Here is a 24467-nt window from a genome sequence, read left to right as displayed (position 1 = left end):
CAATCATTTAGTATCCAGCCATGACTTCTCCCCTCGCACTGACAGTGCTTGGCCTTGCCATCATCGTGGTGACGGTCGGCCTACTCCTCAAAGGCAAAACCCATCCGATCGTCGCAATGACGCTGATCCCGATCGTCGGTGCGATACTCACCGGCGCAGGCGTTGCAGAGATTTCGGACTTCTACCTCGACGGACTCGACAGAGTCATGAAGGTCGTGGTGATGTTCATCTTCGCCATCATCTACTTCGGCATTCTTTCGGACGTCGGCCTGTTCGAACCAGTGATTAAGGCGTTGATCCGCGCGACTCGCGGCAAGCCGATTTTGGTCACGCTCGGCACTGCTGCCATCGCGATCGTCGCGCACTTGGACGGCTCTGGCTCCACAACATTCCTGCTCACCATCCCCGCGTTGCTGCCGCTCTACGAGGCGATGCGTATGTCGCGCTACGTCCTGCTCACGCTCGTCGCTCTGTCGGCGTCGGTGATGAACATGCTGCCGTGGGGTGGCCCGGTTGGCCGCGCAAGTTCCGTCATCGGCCCTTCCCCGAACGAGATCTGGGCCCACCTCTTGCCGGTCCAGGGTGTGGCCATTGTCCTCGTGTTCGTCGTTGCCGCGATCTTCGGCATCATCGAACAGCGCCGTACTGCCAAGCAGGATGGTGACCACCAGCTGGTGGATGTTCACGCGGTTGCAGAAGACTTTTCTCGTCGTCAAGCAGAAGAGCGCTCCAAGCTGGAGTTCACCCAGCGCGGCGGCGCGTGGGTGACGTGGGCGAACACCCTGATCACGCTCGCACTCATCGGCGTGCTGGTGGCGGGTTTGGCCTCGCCGGCGCCCGCGTTCCTCGTCGGCACTGCGCTGCTCATGGCGTTGAACTTCCCGACGCTGGAAGATCAGAGCGATGCTTTACGACGACACGCCCCCACCGCCCTGTCCATGGCCGGCGTCATCCTCGCAGCCGCGATGTTCCTCGGCATCCTGGACGGCACTGGCATGCTCGAGCAGATTGCACTGTCGCTGATCGCCATCCTGCCGGCGTCTGTCGGTCCGTACATCCACGTGATCATCGGTCTGCTCGGCGTGCCGCTGGATCTGGCAACGTCGACGGACGCGTACTACTTCTCCGTGCTGCCGATCGTGCAGCAAACCGCAGAGGCGTTCGGCGTCTCCGGTATGGGTGCAGCGTCTGCCATGATCGTGGGTAACGTCATCGGCACCTTCGTCAGCCCGTTCTCCCCTGCACTGTGGCTCGCGCTCGGCCTGGCGCGTGCGGAGATGGGCAAGTACCTGCGCATCGCCTTCCCGATCTGCTGGGTGTTCTCGGTGATTTTGGTGCTCGGTTCCTGGGCGGTGGGCGTCTTCGCCTAATAGGGTCGTGTGCATGAACACACAACGCGCAACGCCTGCAACAGCCCTCGCCGCTGCTTTTGTTGCCTCACTGGCGCTTTCTGCATGCTCCACCAGCGACGACGTCCAGGAGGCGGAACTGAACGAATCTTCAGTGGACCCCTCCGCACAAGCAACAGAAGCTGCCCAAGCAACAGAAGCTGCCCTCGTCGAGCGTGATCCCGCCGACTTCACAGAAGGCGGCGAGTACCCGGCGTACGTCGTGGAGTTCGACTCCAAAACCACCTGTTCGTACTTCCCCGCCGGCGGAGATGACGACGGGTATCTGGGGTGCGTAATCGCACCGGCTGGGCAGATGCCGCCCTTAGACATTGACAACAGCCAGGGCACTCCCGTTGACCGGTTGATGTGGGTGTCAGAGATTGGCTTTGCCACGACCCACGATGTCGGCGGCGGTGACGCACAACCCGTGGGCGACGTGCTTCACCCCGGTGAACAGGTGACCATCAGCTATTACACCTTCACCCACGGGGCCGACGGCACAATTCGCGGCGAGCGCGACAACTCCTGGTTTGAGATCTCCCCCGACGGGCAATACTCCTCCGACCACTTCACACCAGGGGCGTAATTCCCTATGAGCACCACGTGGTGTTCCTAAACTAGGCGGTATGCAGTTTTCCCGCGCACACCGCACCACATCGATTCTCGCCGCAGTACTCGTCACCGCCGCAACCTTGACCGGTTGCGGCGATAGCTCTGAGCAGGCCCTGCCTGAGCCAACCGTTTCGGATTCGGCACAAGACACCGAATCCACGACGACCGCTTCCGACGCACCGGAAACGTCGGCCGAGGACACTCAAGACAACTACACGGATGTCGATCCTTCGCGGTTCGAACACAATGTTGTTGGGCTCGACTCAGGGGTGTTCGGGTGTCGGATCGGCAGGAACCCGGATGACACTCCAGTGTTCTGCCAGGCCGCGTTCGTCGATCCGATTCCTCCCGTAGAGCACACCGGTGGCGATCCGAACACCAAAATCCCCAATGTCATTTGGTACAAGCCGGACCGCGGTGGATTCATCACCGCAGTCTCTCCCGGCTCCCAGGGTTACGACATCCAGCCGAACCATCTCAACGAAGGCGAGCGTGTCACGATCAATGACGTCGTGATCACCAACCTCAACGGTGGCGGTGTCCGCGTCGAGTATGGCAACGACACCTTCGAGGTCCACGACGGCGTGTACTCCCGCCCGGGCAAGACCCAGAGCATCACCGAAGAACACACGGTGGCAAAGGGCGAACAGTGCGGCACCTCCGACATTCTTGGCACTGAGATGGGCGTGTACGCCCTGGAGGACAACACCACGTGCGATGTCGCAATGATGACGCTTGAGGGATACAAGGAAGCCGCGAAGAACGGTGAGATCCAAGGCAGTGTGTCCGCATGGACGAATGAGAAGAACGGCTGGGGTTGCATTGGCCGTTACCGACTTGGCGACGACGAGGACCTTCCCGAAAACCGCAGAACCGCCTGCACAGATTCGCAGATGAACGGCGCTAAAGCGTTCGAGGGCTCAGGCGGCGTGATCCTGCTCAACCCCTCCGAAGCACACCGCCTGAAAAATTAATTTGGCATTTTCGCCCCAAACTCAAGACAGCCGTGTTATGGTTCTCCACGTGATGAACCGCAACGCATTTTCCGCCACGGCCGACCAGGCCGTCGCTTTCGCGTTGCCGAATACCCAGCCGGCCCGCCTGCATCATCATCTGTAGCGCGGTGTCGGCCGACTTTTTCGCCCCTGCGCTAACTGCCCTTCGCAGCAAAGCGCGGGGGATTTTTCGTTAGCGTCAAGGATTCGTCGGAACACGCCGCGCACCCGGAGACCCTCCCCCGCGGCGAGCCCCCAATCACTGTGCCACCGCCGGAAGGTCAAACCGGGAAGACGCAGCCCAGCCATGGGCAATGTCATCACCAATATTTTCCCGTAGCGATTCGATTCGCACTTCGATTCGCACATTGTCATTTGAAAGAGCACAGTTAATGTCCACCATGACTGCACCTACGCAACAAGACACTCCCAAACCGAAAATGCCGGGCCTAACGGCCCGCCACATCCACTTCATCGCTCTGGGCTCAGCGATTGGTACCGGCCTGTTCTACGGCTCCGCCGGCGCAATCCAGGCGGCTGGTCCTTCTGTGCTCCTCGTCTACCTCCTGGGTGGCGCGGTGATGTACTTCATCCTCCGAGCTCTCGGCGAGATGAGCGTCCGTCACCCAGTGCGTGGCTCCTTCGCGGTCTACTGCCGCGAGTACCTGGGCGGCCTCGGTGGCTACATCACCGGTTGGATGTTTGCCTTCGAGATGATGATCGTGTGTCTGGCTGACTTAACGGCAATCACGATCTATATGAAGTTCTGGTTCCCCACAACACCCGCATGGGTCTGGATCACCGTCACACTGTTGATCATCAGTGCAGCTAACCTGGCCGCTGTCCGCCTGTTTGGCGAGCTCGAGTTCATGCTCACCCTGATCAAGGTCGGTGCCGTGATCGCGATGATCGTCGGCGGTGCCGCAATCCTGATCTTCAACCTTGGTGAGTCCCCGGAGGCAATGGGCATTGACAACCTCTGGAACGACGGTGGTTTCTTCGCTAACGGCTTCTCCGGCATGGCAGCCTCGTTCATCCTCGTCCTCTTCGCTTTCGGTGGCACCGAGATCATCGGTGTCGCGGGCGCTGAGGCTGAGGATCCGGACCGCTCTATCCCGAAGGCAGTCAACACTGTCCCGATGCGCATCCTGATCTTCTACGTACTGTCCATTCTGGTCATCTTGATGATCAACCCGTGGCGCACGATTAACGGTGATGATTCCCCGTTCGTCCAGATCTTTGACACCCTCGGCGTGAGCTGGGCCGCAGCTCTGCTGAACGTGGTTGTGCTCAGCGCTTCCCTGTCGGCGATTAACGCTGACTTGTTCTCCACCGGTCGTGTGCTTGCAGGTCTGGCCAAGGAAAACCTGGCGCCGAAGTCCATGGCAAAGACCTACCGCGATGTTCCGGTGATGACTGTGGCCATGCTTATCGTCGCCCTGATCGTCGGTGTGTACCTGAACCAGCGTTACCCGGACATCTTCGGCACCATTGCAGCACTTGCAACCTTTGCCACCATCTTCGTCTGGTTGATGATTCTGATCGCACACATCGCTTCCCGCCGCGAGATGACCGCCCAAGAGGTCAAGGCGTTGAAGTTCCCGGTTCCGTTCTGGCCTTATGGCCAGTGGTTCGCGGTGGCGTTTATCCTCTTCACCTTTGGCACGATGGTGTGGCTGCCTGAATACCACGTAGCACTCGCCGTCGGTGTGGGCTTCCTGATCGTGATGACCATCCTGTACTTCGTCACCGGTCGTCCACAGGCTGTCGCCGAGACTGAGTATGAGTACGAGGCGAAGTAGTACGTACCTCGCCTCTGGCGGCTAGCCCCGCCTTGCCTTGATGGCCTCCCCGTGTGCGGGGAGGCCTTCTTCGTCTGCAAGGGTGATCACGGCATCCGCGACCTCTTCCAGTGCCTCAGCGGAGTACTCGACGATGTTCATCGGTTTGAGGAAGGTGTGCGTGCTCAACCCCGCGGCAAACCTTGCGGTACCTGACGTTGGCAGCACGTGGTTCGAACCTGCTGAGTAATCCCCCAGTGGCACCGGCGAGTACGGTCCGACGAAGATAGCGCCGGCATTGTTGATCTCGCGCGCCACAGCCTGCGCATTCGCGGTATGAATTTCCAAGTGCTCCGGCGCGTACACATTGGTCACGCGCACCGCGGCTTGAATATCGTCCACAATCAAAATCCCGGACTGCGGGCCTTCCAGCGCGTCGCGCACGCGGTCAGCGTTGAGCGTGATGCCGTAGCGGCTCGCAATTTCCTTATCGACGAGACCAGCCAGCTCCGGAGAATCCGTAATCAGAATCGATGCGGCCTGCTCGTCGTGCTCCGCCTGGGAGATCAGGTCGTAGGCCAGGTAGACGGGGTCGGCGGTGTCGTCGGCAATGATCGCGATCTCGCTCGGACCGGCTTCCGCGTCAATGCCAACTACGCCGTTGACCAGGCGCTTAGACGCTGCAACGAACACGTTGCCGGGGCCGGTGATCATGTCGACCGGCTCGAGGTCATCGTCACCGTAGGCCATCAGCGCCACCGCCTGTGCGCCGCCAACGGCCCAGACCTCGTCGATACCAAGCAGCGCACATGCGGCGAGGATCGTCGGGTGCGGCTGACCGTCAAAGTCTGCCTGCGGCGGGGTGCACACCACCATGGACTCCACGCCCGCCTCCTGGGCCGGAATCACATTCATCAGCACACTCGACGGGTACACCGCCTTGCCGCCTGGCACGTAAAGCCCCACACGACGTACCGGGCGGAACACCTCCGTAACAACTGCTCCTGTCGCGAGTTCGGTTTTGCGTGTAGCTGGCTTTTGCTCAGCATGCACCTGTCGGATCCGGCGAATTGAGGTTTCCAGTGCAGCTCGAACATCAGCGTCCAAACCATCCAATGCAGCCCGCATGGCATCCGCAGAAACTCGAACCGCTTCCGGGCGTACGCCGTCAAAACGTTCCCCGTATTCGAGTGCTGCCTCGGCACCGCGGCTACGGACGTCGTCGACAATCGGCGCGACCTGTTCTGCTGCGGAGCCAACATCCGTGCCCGCACGAGGAAGAATTGCACGCAGTTCTCGTACCGAGGTCTCTCGCCCTCGCAGGTCTGTCACGTTTAGCATGATGCTCCTTTGATTGTCTTGGACATCAATAGATGTTATCCAGCATTCGCCCTTTAAAAAGCGGTTTACCGAAGTAACCTCGAAGCCACCAACCCACCCCACTCCCCGTAATCAACACATGGAATAATGGTCATATGTTTGTCACTCAAGGTTCGAAAGTTGTCATCATCGGTGCAGGCGCTGTCGGCATCGCATACGCCTACGCAGCCTTGAACCAAGGGCTGGCAGACCACCTGGCCATCATCGACATCAACGAGGACCTCGCCTGGGCAGAGGTAGAAGACCTCAGCCACGCTATCCCGTTTTCTGGCCACCACATGGATGTCACGGTTGGCACCTACGAGGACTGCAAGGATGCTGCACTCGTGGTCAATTGCGCCGGCGTTGCCCAGCGCGACGGCGAGACGCGTCTGGATCTTGTGGCGCGCAACGTGAAGATTTTCGAGTCCATCAACAAACAAGTCATGGCCGCCGGTTTCAACGGCATTTACGTTGTAGCCACCAACCCGGTAGATGTGCTGACCTACGTGTCCTGGAAGCAGACCGGGCTGCCATCGAATCAGGTCATCGGCGCAGGCACCGTGCTAGATACGGCGCGTTGGCGCCACAACCTGGGCCAGTACTTCGACATCGCGCCCTCTGCGGTGCACACCCACATCATCGGCGAGCACGGCGACACCGAACTGCCGGTGTTGTCCTCCGGCTCCATCGGTGGTGTTCCCCTCCCCGCTCTGCTTGAGTCGGAAGCCGCCCGCAACCCGGATATTTACACACAAATCGACGAGATGTTTGTGCGTACCCGCGACGCCGCCTACGACATCATCAAACGCAAAGGCAACACCGCCTTCGGCATCGGCAACGCGCTCGCGCGCATCACGCGAGCGATCCTGCGGAACGAGGACGTCGTCCTGCCGGTCTCCGCGCTTCTTGAGGGCGAATACGGCCTCAACGACATCTACATCGGAACCCCAACCGTGCTCAACCGCGGCGGCGTGCGCAACGTCGTCGAACTTCGTCTCAACGACGACGAAACCGCCAAGTTCCACCACTCCGCCCAAACCCTGCGTGACGTCATCGACAAGGCAGAGATCTAAGAGCATTTGCGTATCGACGACCCCACGTCGACACTCTGTTTAAACTGACCCCATGGTGAAAACGATCGAGGTCGTCGGTGCGGTCATCATTCAAGATGGCCGCATTTTCGCTGCCAAACGCGGACCGGGTAAGTCGATGGCGGGATTTTGGGAGTTTCCTGGCGGCAAGATCGAGCCCGGAGAGAGCCCACAAGCAGCGCTTACACGCGAACTTGAGGAAGAACTCCGGATCGAAGCGGAAGTCGGCGAGTTTGTTGTGACTACCAGGCATGACACTGGTGATGTTGTTGTGGAACTGTCTACCTACATCTGCGAGCTCGTCTCCGGAACACCCATACTCACCGAGCACGAAGAGGTCCGCTGGGTTGCGGCCAACAAGCTCTCAGACCTCACCTGGGCGCCTGCAGACATTCCAACTGTCGAGCTACTGGCAGAAAGGTTTGGGTAGAGCACCAATGCCTATCGACGACGCCTCGCTTCCCCTCGGCGCATATGAGACCCCCGTAACCAAGCGCCTTCTTGAGCGGCTCGCTGCTACGGAAGCAGAACATGGTTTTCTGCGCCCCGCATTGGAGGACGCCACAGATCAGCACCGCGAACGCTATACCGACGCCATCACTCGGGTTCTCGCAGATCATCTGACACAGAAGCTTTTGAATACTCGCGAGCCGCTGCAACGCGTCGAACTGATTAACACGCTTGCGGAACTCATCGACCCCGATGATGCGATTGAGTCAGAGACACTGCTCCACGCGGTGTACGAGGCGTCGCTCGGTGAGCCTCCGCGCTTCCAACCAACATCACTGACAGGTGCTTCTCTGCTCACGAACGCCAGTAGTGATCTCAGCATGGCGGCAGAAATTAAACGCGAGATCCGAACCGCCGACAGCGTCGACCTACTCTGCGCGTTTATCAAAAACTCCGGCATCGCAGTCATCCGTGACCAGCTCGAGTATCTCCGCGACAACAACATTCCGTTGCGCGTGATCACATCGACCTACTGCGGCGCATCCGATATCGAGGCGATTAACCGGCTTGTCGAAGAGTTCGGTGCCGAAGTCAAGGTGGGCTATGAGTCACGCGATACGCGACTGCATGCCAAGGCCTGGTTGTTCCGTCGTAATTCAGGCTTCGACACCGCATATATCGGCAGCTCAAACCTGTCCAACTCTGCGCTCATCGATGGCGTGGAGTGGAACGTCCGCGCATCGCGAACCTCCACGCCTGAGATCCTGCGCAAGTTCGAGGCAGTCTTTGAGACGTATTGGAACGACAAGCACTACGCAACCTACGAACCGAAGGCTGACCACGACCGGCTTTTCGAAGCCCTCAAGCGCGAACGTTTTGGCACTACCCCATCCGACCGCATTGAGCTCTCCGGCCTTGAGGTGCAGCCTTGGCCGTACCAACAGGCAATGCTTGAGGCACTGGAGGCAGAGCGCGACGTACATGACCGTCACCGAAACCTTCTCATCGCAGCAACTGGCACTGGAAAGACCGTTGTTGCGGCGTTGGATTACAAGGGGTTGGCTGCGGCGTCGAAAAGCAAGCCTTCGCTCCTTTTCGTCGCGCATCAGCGCGAATTGTTACGACAGGCGATGCGCACGTACCGGGAGGTACTTCGCGACAATAACTTTGGCGAACTGTTTGATGGAACGCACACGCCACGGCAGGGCACACACATCTTTGCCACTATCCAAACGCTGCATAAACACGTGGAAAGCTTCCCTCCTGAGAAGTTCGACGTGGTGGCTATCGACGAGTTCCACCACGCCGAAGCCTCCACATACAAAAAGGTGCTCGACTACCTCAAGCCGAAGGAACTCCTCGGTCTTACCGCCACACCCGAGCGCGGCGACGGCGTCAACGTCCAGCGTTTCTTCGACTATCGCGTCGCCTACGAACTGCGTCTCTGGGATGCACTGCAACTCGGCCTCGTGGCACCAATGCACTACTTCGGCATCAACGACGAGACGGACCTCCGAAGCGTGAAATGGTCGCGCTCAAGCCGCGCTTACGACACCGCTTCACTGAGCGAATTTTACGTTCGGCTTGGAGATTCCCGCGTAAAACTCATCCTCAGCGAACTCCAAAAACGTGTGTTCGACCTCGCGGAGCTCAAGGCTCTCGGCTTCTGCGTCAGCATCGATCACGCACGATTCATGGCGGAACGGTTTAACCATTTTGGTATTCCGGCTGCAGCCGTTACTTCAAAGACACCACAAATTGACCGTGACCAGGCTATCCAACGCCTCCGCGACGGCGAGCTCAAAGTGCTGTTCACCGTCGACCTGTTTAACGAGGGTGTCGACATCCCCGAGCTCAACACCTTGTTGCTGCTGCGCCCGACTGAGAGCCCGATCATCTTCCTCCAACAGCTCGGCCGCGGCTTGCGCAAGATGCCAGGCAAGGTGTGTACCGTACTTGACTTCATCGGCGAACAACACACAAACTTCGACTTTGAACGCAGGTATGCAGCGCTCACCGGTCGGCGTGGCAAACGCTTAAAGACGGAGATTGAGCAAGAGTTTCCCTCCCTTCCTGGTGGCACCCATATTCAACTCGACCGAGTCACACAAGAACGGGTACTTCAAAACGTCAAGCGTGTTGCAGGCAATTCAATCGTCAAGATCCGTGAGCTTGTACAGCAAGAAGCGACGACGGATCTTTCGTCATTCCTAGCTAACACTGGTCTTTCACTCGAAGATCTCTACCGCAACCGGGCCGACGGTGGATGGACACGGTTGTTGCGAAGCCAAGATCTTCTCCCTGTCCCCGAAACAGTTTCCGAGCGCGAAGAATTTTTCCTCACTCGGATTCGCTCAATGTTGCACGTCAACGACCCGCTTCGAGCAGAACGATACCTTGCCATTGTGGATGCGAACGGGCCGACGTACGACGCAATGTCGCCTGAGTACCAGACGTTTACCCGCATGTTGGTCACGATGATTTGGGCAAACCAATCGGGAGTCCAACCACCGGAGACTTTCGACGACGCACTGTCAGCTATCCGAAGCGTCCCTTCCTTTAGGAATGAACTTCAGCAGATTTTCGACTACCGCCTTGACCAATCACGCGTGACTCCAAAACCCGTTACTGGCCCCGGCGCACCTGTGCTGTTCACCCACGCGGACTACTCCACCGCTGAGCTGACTGCTGCTGTACGTACCGCTCCCCTGAAGAAGCTTCTCCATTTGCCGCGCGAAGGTGTGTACCACGCCACCGAATCCGATCTGGACCTGTTCTTCGTCACTCTTTCCAAGAACGAAGCGGACTTCTCCGAAACCACCCGCTACGCCGACTACCCAATATCTCCTGATCTGTTCCAGTGGGAATCACAATCGACAACCAAGTTGGATTCCAAAGCTGGCCAGCGATACATCCACCACTTGGAGAACAACCACTCGATCTATTTGTGTGTACGCAACACCCGACTCGATGCTGCTGGAGTTGCACGTGCATTCACGCTCCTTGGCGACGTGTCACACGTACGCCACTCAGGCGAAAAGCCAATCCGTTTCGAGTGGCAGCTGCACAGGCCGATGCCCGCAGGTTTGTACGAGCAAGGGCGAGCGGTGGTGTAGGAGGGCTCTAGCCTTAATGCCATAATCGAATTCATGTTTCGCCACGTGACGCGCACAGTCGCGATTTTTACTTCGCTCGGTTTGGCCTTAACTGCTTGCTCGGGTGAACCACAAGACCTTCCAGAGCCGCCCGTTTCCGCTTCGGATTCTGTTGCTGAGAATGCCTCACCTGCGCCAGATGCGGAGCCGTCCTACACGGATGTTTCTGCTGACAGGTTCGAGGTGGACCCCCTCGCGTATGCCTTCTTCGGTGCAGCCTCCTCCGAGCGTGGCTGTGTGGTTCCTACCCGCGAAGACGCTCAAAACGGGCCAGCGTTCGGATGCAAGATCGAGCTCGACGTGCCCGAAACTGCACTGGCTGACCTTGGCTACCCCGCTGAAGGCAACGTAGCCACCGCAGTGCGATATGACCCGGTCATCGGCTTCTACACGTTTAGCTCGAAAACAGATCCCTTCGCTATGGACGCTCCACAACTCAACCCTGGTGAGCGCGTCACACTCACCGACTTCACCTTCACTCGTGTGGACGATGAAACGCTGATCGTGGAACGTGGCCTGAGCAAAATCACCATCAAAGACGGTGAAATTGTCCAGGAGAATCCCGACCCGAACCGAGAAGATGCAGCGGTTACTTCCGCCGCTGAAGGCACTCGATGTGGAACCGTGACCAGTACCGAGGGACCGGACCGAGCAGTCATCGCGCTGAAAAAGGACACCGATTGCGTGGCGGCTATGGAAGTAGTCAATGACTACACGTCACCTAACCCGACGGGAGGCGCGGCGACAAGCACCAGCCTCGATTGGACCGCACCGAATGGATGGGAGTGCGCCCGTGGACATCACCCCCCGGGGCAGCCGTGGAACAACATCAATACCCGTCCGGTGTGCAAGGGAGACGCCGGCTCCGTTGTGATCATCGAAGAAGACTTGCTCTAACCACCGCGTACTCCCCTACCTCCGCGGCGAAGCTGGTGTCGTGGCAGGTGAAGATCACCGCCTGACCGCGTGCCAGGCCTGCTGCGATGAGGGCGTGGGCACGCTCGCGGGAGGGGATGTCGAGGCCGACGTCGGGCTCGTCCAGAAGCACAAGGTCGCGCCCCTGGGCGAACACCTGGGCAATCTGCGCGAGCCGGAAGTGCGCTGACGGCAGGTCCAGCGGGTGGGCGTCTGGGTTTAGGCCTAATGCTGCGACGGCGTCATCGTTGCCGATGAACCGTTCCACGGTGGATTCGGCGAGCTGGTCTGCGGCGCGCTGCAGTGCCAGCGACACGGTCACGCCGCGAGTCTGTTCCAGGCCCGGGTTGTCGTCGAGGCCAGCCATCGCGCGAAGGAGCGTTGTCTTGCCGGCGCCGTTGTCGCCACGTAGCCATACGGCCTCGCCGGGGCGGACGGTCAGGTGCACTGGCCCGGCGGTGAACGATGGCTCTGACGTGGTGCGAAACTGCCACCACTTGCGGGATGTTTCGCCGCGCGCTGCGGAGACCTCGCCAAGGTCGATCGGTTCATCAGTTGCTGTGACGCGGTCAGGCAACTGCAGATTCGGGTTGGGTGGGACGTCCGGCTGGAGAACGCCACCGACAAGTCCGAGTGCGGCCGAGTCGATGTTGCGAAGCCGTGTGCCCAGGATGACCACCTTCGACGGCAGCGAAGCCAGCAGTTCGGTGATGCGGGTGCAGGAGGTTGGGTCGAGGCCGGCGAAGGGGTCGTCGAGAAGCAAAGTGCCCGGCTCGAGCACCGCAACGGCTGCGATGGCAAGGCGACGCGTTTGACCGCCGGAAAGCTGCGCTGGGTTGCGCTCGGCGAGATCGCTCAGCCCTGCAGCGTGGAGGATTGCCTGGCAACGCTCACGCATCTCGTCGGCAGGTACGCCGTGCTGTTCGAGGCCTAGCGCGACTTCCTCGATGACGGTATCTCGAAGGTACGACACGTGCGCAGTGGCGTCCTGCTGGACTACTGCGGCGTGGTCCCACTCGTGGTGCACCTGCGCTGCCAACGTGGTCAGGCCAGCGCCGGAGTTCCCGACCACCTGCACCGCGCGGTGCTCGTTGAGCGTCTGTGTGAGCAATGTCAGATCCACAACACAACCCCCAAACACGCAAGCGGGATGAGGATGCGGGCGACGCGCTGGATGCGGCTGTCGTGGACAGGGCGCAGCACGGTGCGAGGGCCGGTGAGGTCGTAACCTGCGGTCTCTAAGGCTTGGCCGCGAGCACCGGCTTGGGTGAGCAGCTCGGTAAGCACCGGCATGATCAGGTTCGGGACCACGGTTTTTACGGTGATTCGCTCGCCTTTGAGCCGGTTGGCGTCGCGGACGATCCGGGCGCGGTGTGCACCTTGGGGGCCGAGTTGCAGTGTCGTGCCGGCGATGTATCCGATCCGGTTGCCACCCGGTGCTGCCTGCAGCGCCTTGGCCAGGTCCGGGGTGCGCGACCATGCGACGGCCGCGAGCAGGCTGGCGATCAGTGCGGTGAAGCGTGCGGCTAACTCCCCTGCTGTGGCAAGTCCGTCGCTGGTCAGCAGCGGCGCGATGCGGTGCTCCCCGTAGGGCGCATGGATGAGCACCATGGATGCGGCAACCGGAGCTGCAAGTAACGCGGTGGCCGCGATGAGGGCGACGTTGCGGGTCCGCCACGTGCCCAGCACCACCGCCATGGCCAGCACTGCGAGTGAAACTTCTGGCCGGTTCAACCCAAGGACCAGAATCCAGCCCGACGCCCCGATGGCCAAAGCGGTCAACGGGTTCATACGGGTTGAAGAACTCAGCCGGGCTGCCACGGAAGTGCTTTACGCCTCAGGTGTCGATGCTGGCGCGACGGGTTCCTGCGGTGCGAACGCAGCCACAGTGCGCTTCGGCAGCGCCTTGACCGTGGCATAGGCGATGAACAGGACGATGAGCTTATCCACCGGGTCAGAGATGAACGCCTGGGTGGTTACCGATGCGATCAGGGACCCACCCATCTCGCGGAACAGGCTCACCAGCGCACCGGTGCCCACACCGGCGGTACCGCCGTAGACATATGCGGCAACCGGGGCTGCAACCATGCCGCCCACCACGCCGAGCACAAGGCCAAAGCCAACCACGGTGCCAGGGTTACGGAACGCGTTGAAGCGGTGAATGAACACACCCGCCAACCAGCCGACCAAGGCCGCACCGGCGGCGAACGGCAGAGCGGCCGGGTTGACCAGACCCCACACCACGTTGTTCAGCGCACCGGTGGCCATGCCCGCAACCGGGCCGGCCAGGGCTGCGACCAGCACGGTACCCACGGAGTCGAGGTACAGCGGCAGACCAATCGAGCCGACGATCTCGCCGATGACGGAGTTGATGATGATCGCAATCGGAATCAGCCCAAGCGTGCGCGCCGGCAACACCGGGACGATGGCCACGAGTAGCAGCAGGGTGCCCACGCCGTAGCCCGCCAGCAACGTGATGCCAGGACCGGAGCCAGTGACCTGATCCCAGTCAGCGGGGCGGACAAGAACGAAGTAGAGCCAGGTCGCCGCGATAATCAGCGCGCCAAGGGCAACGAGAACGCGACGCAGCGGGGTCCACTGCGCCTTCTGCGAGTTTTGAGAAGTGGTGTGTGACATGGAACTTTCCGTAATTCTCACGGGCAAATGAACAATTGCGCCCCTGCCTATGTCACCTCGGCAGGAACGTCCAGATCAGGCAGTGTAGCAGTTAGTCGTCCGCTTTGAGGTGGCGCAGTTCCATAAGACTTGCATCACCCGCCACCACGCGTGCATGGATCTCGCAGGCCCAGTCGAAGGACTGCCACGCGGCGTTAATGTCCGCGTCGGTGACTAAGCGTGCGTTGGGTTCGCGCTCCCAAATGTCGCGCAGATCCGCCACTGAGGTGCCGCGGGTGAGGTCGGAATCGGCCTCGACGGCGATCGTCGTCAAGCAATGCTCAACGTCCACCGCACCAAGCGCGATGAGCACCGTGAGCAAGTCGTGGATCTGCGCGCGGTAGCCCTCCCCGACCTCCTCGTGGAACTCGAAGTAGAACCGCACAATGTCACCCAAGTGCTGGGCAATCGGGCTCGCGCCTAGCTTTGCGACGACCCCCTCCAACCGCTCAGGCTCAAGCAGCATCTTCTCCGTCACACCAAGTGAGCACAACGTGATCGGAGTCGGTGTCATGTCGAAGACGTCGGCGGCGGCGTGCGGATCAACCCAGAAGTTCCACTCCGCCGTCGGCGTGGTGTTGCCCGGATAGTTCACCGCACCACCCATCACCGTGATGTGCTTCAGGCGCGCAAAGTGCTGCGGGTGGGCGTGAGCGAAAAACGCCAAGTTGGTCATGGGTCCGGTGACGATGAGGTGAAGATCGTCTGTGCCACGCTCAATCGCGTCGATCCACAGCGCCTCCCAATCGTGCTCAACGTGACGCTCCGGTGCGGTGGCATACCCAAGCCCCGTATCGCCGTGGGTTTCCGGCGTGGTGGTCAGCTCCACCTCAAGCGGTGCCGGTACTCCAGCGGCGAGAGAGATAATCGGCAAACCGCACAACGACAGGATCCATGCGGCGTTTTTGGCGCACTGGTCGGCGTCGACGTTGCCGGCAGTCGTAGTCACACACTCCAACTCATGGATGCCCGCCTGCGTGGCTGCGGTCAGCCAGATGAGGGCTAAGGTGTCGTCGATACCCGGGTCGCAGTCCAGAATTACTCTCATCGTGGCTCCTTCACCATCGTTTCCTTACCGATGATCAGCCACACCACAGCCGCCACCGCACACATTGCACCGCATACGCCGAACGCGGCAGTAAAGCCTGCGGTCTGCGCAATCGCACCGACAACCACAGGTGCGAAAATCTGGCCCGCATCCTGCGTCATCTGGAATGTGGATAACACCTTACCGCCGGAGCGTTCATTGCCAATGATGTCCGCCAACGCTGCCTGAATGGACGGGCTCATCGTGCCGGAAGCCACGCCGGCCAGCACCGACCAGATCATGAGCGGCCAGAAACTCGTCGCCGTGCCAAGCACCACCGTAAACACTGCAGACATTGCCATGCCCGCAAAGATCATCGGGCGCCTGCCAAAATGATCCGACATACGCCCGGAAAACTGCAGCATGATCGCCATGCCGAGCGCGAACGCCGTAAGCGCGAAACCAGCCGCTGCCCCGCCTTGCTCAAACACCGCGGCGGCAAAGAGCGGCAACACCGCCACGCGTGCACCCATATTCACAAACCCATTGGTAAACGCCGCGACCAGCAATCCCCTGTAGGTGGGCACCTTCCAGGCGCTCCGCAGCCGCATCGCGGGCTTCGCCTTCGGCAACGCCTTCGCACCTGGACGCGGCTGTGTAAGCCACGCGACGAGGCCGGCCGCAATCGCGACCGCCACGCCATAAATGGCAAACGGGATACGGAAACCCAAATACGACAACGCTGCGCCCACGATCGGACCGAACACATTGCCCACAAGAAATGCCGAAGCGTACAACGCGTTCGCGCGGCCACGGATCGAAGGATGCGTCACCCGCACAATCAGTGCCTGCGCCGACAACGTAAACATCGTCGAGCCGAAACCCGCGATGAACCGCAATGCAAGAATCTGCCAATACGCCTGAGCAAACGCCACGAAGAACGTGGAGACAGCCACAATGCTCAAGCCTGTGAGGTAGATCGGGCGCGAGCCCAGTTTGTCCACCAGCACACCCGCGCCGGGCGCACCAAGCAACCTGGCAAGAGCAAACACAGACACGACCGCACCTGCTGCGGCCATGGATACGTTGAAACTTCCCGCAAACTGCGGGAGAACCGGAGCGATTAACCCGTACCCGAGCGCAACAATGAAGGCGGCGCCCGTGAGCACCCAAATGGTGCGGGGTATCGACGGTTTCACCACCTTATTCGCACTCATAAACAGCAAGGTTACACAACGCGTCAAATAGCCGTATCGCCCATATGTTCGAATATGTACCGGGTGGTGTCGGAGCGACTTTTAGTGTTTGAGCCATGAAGTTGAACGCAAAGAATGCCCTGTCCATGTTCCGCACCTCCCCCACTGTGGATGCCGATGCATACGCCAGTGCCGATTCCTTGGCTGCTGAAATCCGAGACCTCTTCCCCGAGAAGCTGCACGCCATCAACGCGATGATCCACCACCCGCGCTCACTGTCTCGCCCGGCTGCGACCTGGAGGCCACCAGTGATATCGCTACCCCGGATAGACAACGGTCCGACGTTGTCGTTGGCGGTCACGCGGCGGCGCGTTGGCCCGCGCGCTCGCGCACGTATCCAGGGCTACGGGCAGCGCCACATCCCGGCATACCTGATCGAATTGCGCATTACGGATTCCGCTGGGGTTCCCGTGGACACGTTGCTTGCCGAGTCCTGGGTGCGCGCGGTCATCCCCGATGATGCTGCCCACACCGTCCACGAAATTCCGGGGGCGAAGGCAGCAAGTTACGTCTGGCTCGTCGACGGGGCGTTCACCCCGATCGAGTCGCCCTCCTCCATGTTCGAAGGACTCAGCGCGGCTTAGTCCTCGTCGTCCTCGTCGAAGTCTTCGTCGTCGAGGTCCTCATCATCCTCATCATCGAGGTCCTCGTCGTAGTCTTCGTCGTCTTGGCCGAAGATGTCGTAGACGTCCGGCTCGTCAATCTCGTCGTCGACTGGAAGCAGCTGCGCCTCCCATTCCTCTGCCTGGTCGGCGGCGAGCGACAGCACGTCAAAGAGGCGGTCGAAGTCGGTGAAGCTGCCCAGCTCGAGCTTCTCAGCGTCGGCAACTGCCTCATCATGGATGACGTCAAACAGACGTGCGCGGTCCTCCTCAGACAGTTCCGCATCGCCGTCGGACTCCCACAACTCGCCCTCGGCGTCCTCGATGACATCGTCGTAGTCATCCGGGAGTGCAACGAAGGTCACTGTGGCGCTCGGCACGCCGTTGACGGCTTCGACGACGACCTGCAACTCGGCATTCGCGCCCACTTCGGCGCGCACCTGCTGCGGGTTGACGTGGTCCTGGAAGAACTCGAGATCCCCAATGCGCTCGTCCGTGCTTTCCAGCAGGTCGCGCAGCACTGTTACCACCTGGTCGGTCGCCATGTGCTCAGCAACAGCAGTCACCGCTGCCTCCACGGAGAACACCACAGCGACTAAGACGGCCTCAAACTCTTCGTCGTCCTCGTCCACGTCAGCCGCGGCGATGTATACGTTCGCTGCCGGCAGGTGCGGATCAATTTCCACAAACTGCAATTCCAACGCCGCAGACATGGGGACAAACATCGTGTCCCCGCCTACGCGCGACTCAATACCGTCGCGGTCCAACGCGGCCGCGATGTCCTCGAAAAAGCTCATGACAGTGGGTTCCTTCCGCATTGACCTTCAGACTGGCTTCAGCCTAGCCACGTTCGCTGGCGCGTGCCTGGAATTATCATCGCGGATGTCATAAATCCGTCCGGCTAATTCCCCACTCGCGCATGTCAAACGACTCCCACGCGGTGCGTTGTTCGGCTTTCGGGTCGTATTCCACACGCATGCCGTACTCAAACACCGCAGTCGCACGCCCCGGGTCGTCGCCACGCTTAAACCCGTAGCTGGGCCACTCCGTACCAGGTGTGCCGGTGTGGAAGAACGTGCCCCAGTGGTACTGCATGAGCCGGCTGACCTCTTGGAACGTGTCCCGCGGCCCGAAGCGATCCAGTTTGGAGGTCACTGTGGCAAAGGGATCGCCATAGACCGCCACAAGGTCAGCTGCGTGAATCGCGCCGAGGCCCAACTTGCGCATCGCGGCAGATGCGTAGGCGAACCGATACATATAGGTCGGCGCAACCATGCGGTGCGCGGTGGCCAGGATGACACTCGGGGCCCAGAACACGGCGTCTGCCATCAACTCCGCAAAATCGCCGCGTGCGCCGACATCGTCGTACGCCTCGATGACATCCAGCGCATTGTCCGGGTCAAACACGTTCAACGCCCGGCGCGCAGCACGTTGGCGCTGGCGGGAGGTTTGGTAGATGGCTTTGGTGAAACTGGCTTCGTCGGAGTTGGTTCCCACGATCAGTGGCACGCGGGCTTGCTCGCCGGCGTTGAACGTGTCAATGGGGTGTTGGGGCAGGCTGGCACTGTCCAGGGTGGGCATGAAGCTGATGTTGAATTGCAGCGCTTCCTTGCTGTTAAACATCAGTGATTGCCCGGCGCGCACGAGGGTTTCTGCGGGGATGTCGCGCAGCTGGTCAAGGGTGGTGTCTGGTGCGAGCCCGAGTTTCCTGATGAGGGCTTGGACCCACCTGGCGGCTTGGCGCCTCGAGTGGACGCTGGCCGGTGGCGGGGACTGCGCGATTGCGCGGTGGAACAGGCCGCGGGCATCGGGTGCGCACATGAGATGCAGCACGGCAGCACCGCCTGCCGATTCGCCCATGATGGTCACAGCATCTGGGTCGCCGCCGAAGGCTGCGATGTTGTCCCGGATCCACCGCAGGGCGAGGATCTGGTCGCGGATAGCGGGGTTGGCCACGCAGTCGTCGCCAAGCGATCGCACATCGAGGTAGCCGAGCACGCCGAGGCGGAAGTTTAAGGAGACGTAGACAATGTTCGTCGCGGCGGTGAGGCGATGACCTTGGAGGACTTTTTCGTGGCTGGCGCCGGTGACAAAAGTGCCGCCGTGGAAACAGACAACGACAGGCAAGACCTCATCAGTGTCGGGCCTGACGATGTCTAAGTTGAGGCAGTCCTCCGAACCTAGCACCGTGCCACGGATGCCGAAGGTGCCTTGCATGGCGGGTGGGCCGAAGCGTGTGCAGTCGCGCACCCCAGGCCAGGGTTGGACGGGTTTCGGTTCGCGGAACCGGTGAGTACCAGCGGTGTTGGCGCCGAATGGCACGCCACGCCAGGTGCGCATTCCGGTGTGCGGGTCGACTTGACCGCGCACGGCTCCGGCCGTTGTCTGTACGACTGGTTGGCGGCGCGCATTCATGCGTTCAAGCCTAGAGCGTTTCCGCCCGGTCTTCCCGGGATATGAAGTCGTTCTATGCTGTACCAATTACCCATCGCCAGTTCACGGCAGGAGGATAAACGTGTTCGGTAAGAAGAAATCAACGCAGATCGACGAGACGGAGCTCCGCAAGGAAATCAAGGTCGCGCTGCAGGAAAATTCAGCGCAGCTGGAAAAGGACGCGGGCAAACTCGGTCGTGTTTTCATCGGCGCGGTGGACAAGGCCGTGCGACTGCAGACCTCTGTGATCCGCGGATATGTAGATTGGTTGCGCCGCGACAACCCGGATAAGTCGCCGGCACAGATCCAGGCGATTATGGATAAGCATCTGAAAAACACCGTCACGGGCACCGGTGCCGGTGTGGGTGCCGCTGCGGCAGTACCAGGCGTTGGCCTGTTCACAGGTGCTGCTGCTGTGGCCGGCGAGTCCGCCCTCTTTCTGGATATCGCGGCGTTTTACGCCATGTCATCGGCATATTTGCGTAGCGACGACATCTCCGACCCCGAGCACCGCCGCGCCATCGTGCTGACCACGCTGATGGGTACGAAGGGTCTAGCAATCGTGGATACGCTGCTCGGCGAAAACTCCCGCAAGCTGCCTGGCAAGGCCACCCTGTCGCGCTTTTCTGGCCCGACGCTCAATGAGACCAACAACGTGCTGCAGCGCATGGCTATGCGTTCGCTGCGTCGTTCCATGCGTCGCGCCTGGCTGGGCAAGATGCTGCCGCTCGGCCTGGGTGCGATTGCCGGTACGACGGTGAACCGCAAGCTGGCCGGCAACATCATCGATAACATTCAGCAGGCCCTCGGCCCGGTGCCGCTGCAGTTTGCCACCCCGCTCGAGCCCGAAGACACGGCCGATGAGACCGGTCGCATCAAGGGTGGCTTCAACCCGAAGGAATTCGCTGCATGGATTTTGAAGATCTTCCGCGACGGTAAGGACAGTAGCGGGAAGGACAGCAACGACAAGGAACATGAGGACCACTAGCCCACTTCTTACCCAATCGCTCAAGGCGAACCGCGCGCCTGCCGCCGTCGCGTTCGCCGCTGCCATCTTGGCGGCGCTCACCCGCGTGGCCGAGCCCGCTCTTACTGGCCAAGCGATTGATATTGCCACCGGGAATGCGGACGGTTCCGTTGCCCGCGTGGCATGGCTGATGGTGGCAGTCGCAGCGGCCACCTACGTCCTAAGCATCATCCGGCGCACCACCTCCGGTCGCCTTGCCACGACCTCGCAACACTGGTTGCGCACCAAGATCCTGCGCACACTGCACCGCCTGGACGGGCCAGGACAGGACAAGATCGTGACCGGCCAGATTGTCTCGCGCTCGATCTCGGATCTGAACATGTACCAGATGGTCCTGGACACCCTGGAGATGATGCTCACGCGCATCGTGCAACTGGTAGCCACCTTGATCGTCATGCTGAGCATGGACGTCGCACTGACCGCGATGTCGCTGGCGCTGCTGCCCGTGCTCCTATGGGAGGCCAACCGGTCGCGCAAAACGCTCTACGCAGCAACGTGGGTCAACCAGCACGCCACCGCAGAACTTGCAGAGCACGTCGAACAAACCGTCTCCGGCGTGCGCGTGGTCAAGGCGTTCGGGCAGGAACAGCGCGAGATCGACCAGCTCGACAACCTTGGCCGCCACCTCTACGCGGTCAAGATGCGCGCAGCAAAACTCACCGCACGCTTCCAGCCGGTACTGTCCCAGCTGCCCAAGGTTGCACTCGTGGTCACCATCATCGCCGGTGGCATGCTCGCCATCCACGGAAGGATCTCCATCGGCCAGTTCGTCGCATTCACCGCGTACCTGACCACGATGACGTCCACCCTTTCCATGCTGACCAACCAGTACGTCCGCATGCAGATGGGTATGAGCTCCTTCGACAGGCTCGCGGATGTGCTGGCACTCGCACCTGAAGAGTCCACCGCAAACTCCACCGTGAATTCCACCGTGAATTCCACCGAAAACTTGCCTGCCGAACCCGGCCTGCACTTTAGCGACGTGCACTTTTCCACCGGCGGCCACAACGTCTTAAACGGCTTCACCCTTTCGGTCGCGCCGGGCGAGACCGTTGCAATGGTCGGCCCGCCCGGCGCGGGCAAAACCATGGCGGTGCAGCTAGCTGGCGGGTTCTACGCCCCGGATACGGGCACGGTCACCGGTGGCGATGTGGTCTGCGTTTTCGACGACGCCTTCCTTTTCTCTTCCTCCGTGCGCGACAACATCGCCATGGGGGCTGCCGATTACATGTCGCCGGACGAACTTGATGTCGCGGTGCGTGAGGCGGCACGTCTCGCCCTGGCAGACGAGTTCATCGAGCGTCTCCCCGACGGCTACGACACCCAAGTCGGTGAGCGCGGTCTCACCCTGTCCGGCGGCCAGCGCCAGCGCATCGCGCTCGCCCGCGCCCTCATGTCACAACCAGATGTGCTGGTGCTTGACGACGCCACCAGCGCCATCGACTCCATCAACGAAGCCCACATCTTGGCCAACCTGCGCGAGGCACTCAGCGACATCGCAGTGCTGACCGTGGCGCACCGCCAATCAACGGTGGATCATGCGGATCGGGTAGCGGTGGTGCGCGGTGGGGTCGTCGTCAAGCAAGGGCGCCGCGACGAGGTCATGGCAACCGACGAGTATCGCGCCTCCATGGATCCCGAGTCCGAAACGCTGTACGAGGAGATTGGCGACCTGTGGCCCGAAGTGGACACCGAACCCCAGGAACGCGTGATCGTGCCGACGAGCGGGCGCGCCTCCACCATCAACGCCACCCCGGAACTGCTCGCGCGTGTGGAGCGCCTCCCGGAAGCGCGCGAACTGCCGGATCTGGCCGAGCAGACACTGACCCGCCTGCGCACCCCGTCAAGCGAATTCCACATCCGCGACATGTTCAAGGCCGTGCGCTGGCTCATCGCTGGCACCGTCGCCCTACTGATTGTGGGCGTGCTGGCGGACTTGGCCTTCCCCACCATCGTGCGCGCCGCCGTGGACCGCGGCATTACCCCAAGTAACCAGGAGAACCTGATCAACGCGGGGCTCATTGCACTCGGCGTAGTCGCAATCGCCTGGGCCTCGGATGCACTGATGACTGTCCTGTCGTCGCGCTCCGGCGAACGCCTCCTCTACGGGCTGCGCCTGCGCTCCTACGCGCACCTGCAGCAACTGGGGTTGAGTTACTTCGAATCGCGACTGTCCGGCAAGATCATGACGCGCATGACCACGGACATCGACACCCTGTCGAGCTTCCTACAAACCGGACTCGCACAGGCGATTGTCGCCGTCGGCTCTCTCGTGGGCGTGATCGTTATGCTCGTTGCCACAGACGGCGAACTCACCCTCATCGCGCTGACCGCCGTCCCGGTGATTGTCGTCGCTACCTGGGCGTTCAGAGTCTTCTCCAAGCGCTACTACCAGGCCTCACGCGAACAGATCTCCACGGTCAACGGCGAGTTCGCAGAACTCATCGGCGGCATCCGCACCACCCAAACCCACCGCGCGCAGCCCCACTTTGAAGCACACTTCACGGCCCTAAGCGACGAATACCGCCGCCTGCGCATGCGCTCTGTCACCCTGGTCGCGCTGTACTTCCCAGGCATGCACTTCATCTCCCAAACCATGACCGCCGTCATCGTCGGCTTTGGTGCGGGACGCATCGCCGACGGATCGCTGTCCGTCGGTGTGCTCGTCGCATTCACCATGTACCTCGGCCAGCTCTACGGCCCCATCCAGCAGCTTGGCCAAATCTTCGACTCCTGGCAGCAAGCCACCGTCAGTTTCGACCGCATCCGCGCACTGCTTGCCCAACGCACCACCGTCCCCGATACCGGCACCAACCCGGGTGCTCACAGCGCCGCAAGTGGGCCATTGCTTTTCGACGACACCACCTTCTCCTACTCAGCCTCCACCGATACAGACGCCTCCCCCGTGATTGACCACATGGACCTGACCATCGAGCCAGGTACCACCGTGGCACTCGTCGGCCCAACAGGTGCGGGCAAATCCACCGTGGTCAAACTGCTCGCCCGGTTCTACGACCCCACCTCGGGCAAGGTGCGCGCCTCCGGCACAAACATCGTGGAATTCCCGCTTGCAGACTGGCGCCGCGCACTCGCCCAGGTCCCGCAGGAGTCCTACCTGTTCCCCGGCACCGTCGCGGACAACATCGCCTACGGCGCGCCGGGCGCGACCCCAGAAGAGATCGAGGCAGCGGTGAACCGCATTGGCGCGCTCGGTGTCGTCGATACGATCCCCGGCGGCTTCAACGCGCGCGTCGGTGAACGCGGCCGAGGCTTGAGTTCCGGGCAACGCCAGATCATCGCGCTCGCACGCGCGGAGATGCTCTCCCCTGCCGTGCTACTTCTCGACGAAGCCACCGCCACCCTTGATCCCGCAACCGAACGCGCGGTACTCGACGCCGCCGACCGCGCAACCTCGGGCCGCACGTCAGTGGTCGTCGCACACCGCCTCGCAACCGCTGCGCGGGCCGACCGAATACTCGTAATCGACGAAGGACGTATCATTGAGGACGGTTGCCACGAGGACCTCCTCACCGCCGGCGGTAGGTATGCCCAAATGTGGGCTGCCAACCGCTAACGGGGGTGAAAGACGGAAACCCCGTGGACAGGAACAACCCAAGTTCGCGCCATATCAGCGCGGACGATTACAGTCAAAGAAACGTTCCGCGAAATCGAAACAGAAGGAAGGCGAGAACCT

Annotated in this window: 19 protein-coding genes; 11 read left to right on the top strand and 8 right to left on the bottom strand. The window is 61.1% G+C overall.

Annotation, left to right across the window (positions count from 1 at the left end; all coding sequences use genetic code 11):
* Window positions 1-20 precede the first annotated feature (20 nt).
* From HMPREF2734_RS05560 to HMPREF2734_RS05545, 4 genes are all read left to right on the top strand, one after another.
* The gene (locus tag HMPREF2734_RS05560; protein ID WP_070569843.1) at window positions 21-1370 is read left to right on the top strand and encodes a CitMHS family transporter; all 1350 of its coding nucleotides are present in this window, start codon (window positions 21-23) and stop codon (window positions 1368-1370) included.
* Between the two features lie 13 nt (window positions 1371-1383).
* Window positions 1384-1977: a hypothetical protein gene (locus HMPREF2734_RS05555; RefSeq protein ID WP_070569841.1), complete on the top strand. Its 594-nt coding sequence runs from the start codon at window positions 1384-1386 to the stop codon at window positions 1975-1977.
* Window positions 1978-2017: 40 nt separating this feature from the next.
* Window positions 2018-2977, top strand: a complete 960-nt coding sequence (locus HMPREF2734_RS05550; RefSeq protein ID WP_070450190.1) for a hypothetical protein — start codon at window positions 2018-2020, stop codon at window positions 2975-2977.
* Between the two features lie 413 nt (window positions 2978-3390).
* Window positions 3391-4800 carry an amino acid permease gene (locus HMPREF2734_RS05545; protein WP_070569839.1) on the top strand — a complete coding sequence of 470 codons (1410 nt, stop codon included), beginning with the start codon at window positions 3391-3393 and terminating at the stop codon, window positions 4798-4800.
* A 21-nt stretch (window positions 4801-4821) separates the two neighbouring features.
* Here HMPREF2734_RS05545 and hisD read toward each other — a convergent pair whose 3' ends face one another.
* Window positions 4822-6120: a histidinol dehydrogenase gene (gene hisD / locus HMPREF2734_RS05540; RefSeq protein ID WP_070450196.1), complete on the bottom strand. Its 1299-nt coding sequence runs from the start codon at window positions 6118-6120 to the stop codon at window positions 4822-4824.
* Window positions 6121-6254: 134 nt separating this feature from the next.
* Here hisD and HMPREF2734_RS05535 point away from each other — a divergent pair, with 134 nt between their 5' ends.
* The 4 genes from HMPREF2734_RS05535 to HMPREF2734_RS05520 are packed head-to-tail and all read left to right on the top strand — an operon-like array spanning window position 6255 to window position 11734.
* Window positions 6255-7214: an L-lactate dehydrogenase gene (locus tag HMPREF2734_RS05535; protein WP_070569837.1), complete on the top strand. Its 960-nt coding sequence runs from the start codon at window positions 6255-6257 to the stop codon at window positions 7212-7214.
* 52 nt (window positions 7215-7266) lie between these two features.
* On the top strand, window positions 7267-7662 hold the full coding sequence (locus HMPREF2734_RS05530) for a (deoxy)nucleoside triphosphate pyrophosphohydrolase (protein ID WP_070569835.1): 396 nt from the start codon (window positions 7267-7269) through the stop codon (window positions 7660-7662).
* Between the two features lie 7 nt (window positions 7663-7669).
* Complete coding sequence (locus HMPREF2734_RS05525) at window positions 7670-10798, top strand: DEAD/DEAH box helicase (RefSeq protein ID WP_070569833.1); 3129 nt, start codon at window positions 7670-7672, stop codon at window positions 10796-10798.
* A 33-nt stretch (window positions 10799-10831) separates the two neighbouring features.
* Window positions 10832-11734, top strand: coding sequence for a hypothetical protein (locus HMPREF2734_RS05520; protein WP_070569831.1), 903 nt, complete (start codon window positions 10832-10834; stop codon window positions 11732-11734).
* On the opposite strand, the gene HMPREF2734_RS05515 is transcribed toward HMPREF2734_RS05520, so the two are convergent.
* The 5 genes from HMPREF2734_RS05515 to HMPREF2734_RS05495 all read right to left on the bottom strand — a co-directional run bounded on the left by HMPREF2734_RS05515 (window position 11712) and on the right by HMPREF2734_RS05495 (window position 16672).
* Window positions 11712-12875 (bottom strand): ATP-binding cassette domain-containing protein, encoded by a 1164-nt coding sequence (locus tag HMPREF2734_RS05515; protein ID WP_168163604.1) that lies wholly within the window; start codon window positions 12873-12875, stop codon window positions 11712-11714. The two genes, HMPREF2734_RS05520 and HMPREF2734_RS05515, sit on opposite strands and share 23 nt — an antisense overlap.
* The gene (locus tag HMPREF2734_RS05510; RefSeq protein ID WP_070569829.1) at window positions 12866-13543 is read right to left on the bottom strand and encodes an energy-coupling factor transporter transmembrane component T family protein; all 678 of its coding nucleotides are present in this window, start codon (window positions 13541-13543) and stop codon (window positions 12866-12868) included. The genes HMPREF2734_RS05515 and HMPREF2734_RS05510 overlap by 10 nt, the downstream gene beginning before the upstream one ends.
* Window positions 13544-13582: 39 nt before the next feature.
* Entirely contained in the window at window positions 13583-14389 is an 807-nt protein-coding gene (locus HMPREF2734_RS05505) for a glycosyl transferase family 9 (protein ID WP_070421802.1), read from the bottom strand.
* Between the two features lie 91 nt (window positions 14390-14480).
* On the bottom strand, window positions 14481-15476 hold the full coding sequence (locus tag HMPREF2734_RS05500) for a nucleoside hydrolase (RefSeq protein ID WP_070569827.1): 996 nt from the start codon (window positions 15474-15476) through the stop codon (window positions 14481-14483).
* A complete protein-coding gene (locus tag HMPREF2734_RS05495; protein WP_070453095.1) occupies window positions 15473-16672 on the bottom strand; it encodes an MFS transporter in 1200 nt (399 codons plus the stop codon). Before HMPREF2734_RS05495 ends, HMPREF2734_RS05500 begins: the two co-directional genes overlap by 4 nt.
* Window positions 16673-16767: 95 nt before the next feature.
* Between HMPREF2734_RS05495 and HMPREF2734_RS12025 the strand changes: the two genes are divergently transcribed.
* Window positions 16768-17295, top strand: a complete 528-nt coding sequence (locus tag HMPREF2734_RS12025) for a hypothetical protein (protein WP_141740789.1) — start codon at window positions 16768-16770, stop codon at window positions 17293-17295.
* Here the strand turns inward: HMPREF2734_RS12025 and HMPREF2734_RS05485 are convergent.
* Together HMPREF2734_RS05485 and HMPREF2734_RS05480 are read right to left on the bottom strand one after the other, a co-directional pair.
* Window positions 17292-18110: a hypothetical protein gene (locus tag HMPREF2734_RS05485; RefSeq protein WP_070569825.1), complete on the bottom strand. Its 819-nt coding sequence runs from the start codon at window positions 18108-18110 to the stop codon at window positions 17292-17294. The genes HMPREF2734_RS12025 and HMPREF2734_RS05485 overlap by 4 nt on opposite strands.
* A gap of 88 nt (window positions 18111-18198) precedes the next feature.
* Window positions 18199-19728: a carboxylesterase/lipase family protein gene (locus tag HMPREF2734_RS05480; RefSeq protein WP_070569823.1), complete on the bottom strand. Its 1530-nt coding sequence runs from the start codon at window positions 19726-19728 to the stop codon at window positions 18199-18201.
* Window positions 19729-19828: 100 nt separating this feature from the next.
* Between HMPREF2734_RS05480 and HMPREF2734_RS05475 the strand changes: the two genes are divergently transcribed.
* Both HMPREF2734_RS05475 and HMPREF2734_RS05470 read left to right on the top strand, forming a co-directional pair.
* Window positions 19829-20734, top strand: coding sequence for a hypothetical protein (locus HMPREF2734_RS05475; RefSeq protein WP_070569822.1), 906 nt, complete (start codon window positions 19829-19831; stop codon window positions 20732-20734).
* Window positions 20721-24347 carry an ABC transporter ATP-binding protein gene (locus HMPREF2734_RS05470; protein ID WP_070569820.1) on the top strand — a complete coding sequence of 1209 codons (3627 nt, stop codon included), beginning with the start codon at window positions 20721-20723 and terminating at the stop codon, window positions 24345-24347. Before HMPREF2734_RS05475 ends, HMPREF2734_RS05470 begins: the two co-directional genes overlap by 14 nt.
* Window positions 24348-24467: the final 120 nt, after the last annotated feature.

It is taken from the genome of Corynebacterium sp. HMSC055D05, from assembly GCF_001810365.1.
GTDB lineage: Bacteria > Actinomycetota > Actinomycetes > Mycobacteriales > Mycobacteriaceae > Corynebacterium > Corynebacterium coyleae.
Note: the sequence above shows the minus strand (reverse complement) of the source record. Positions and strands in the feature narration are given on the sequence as shown.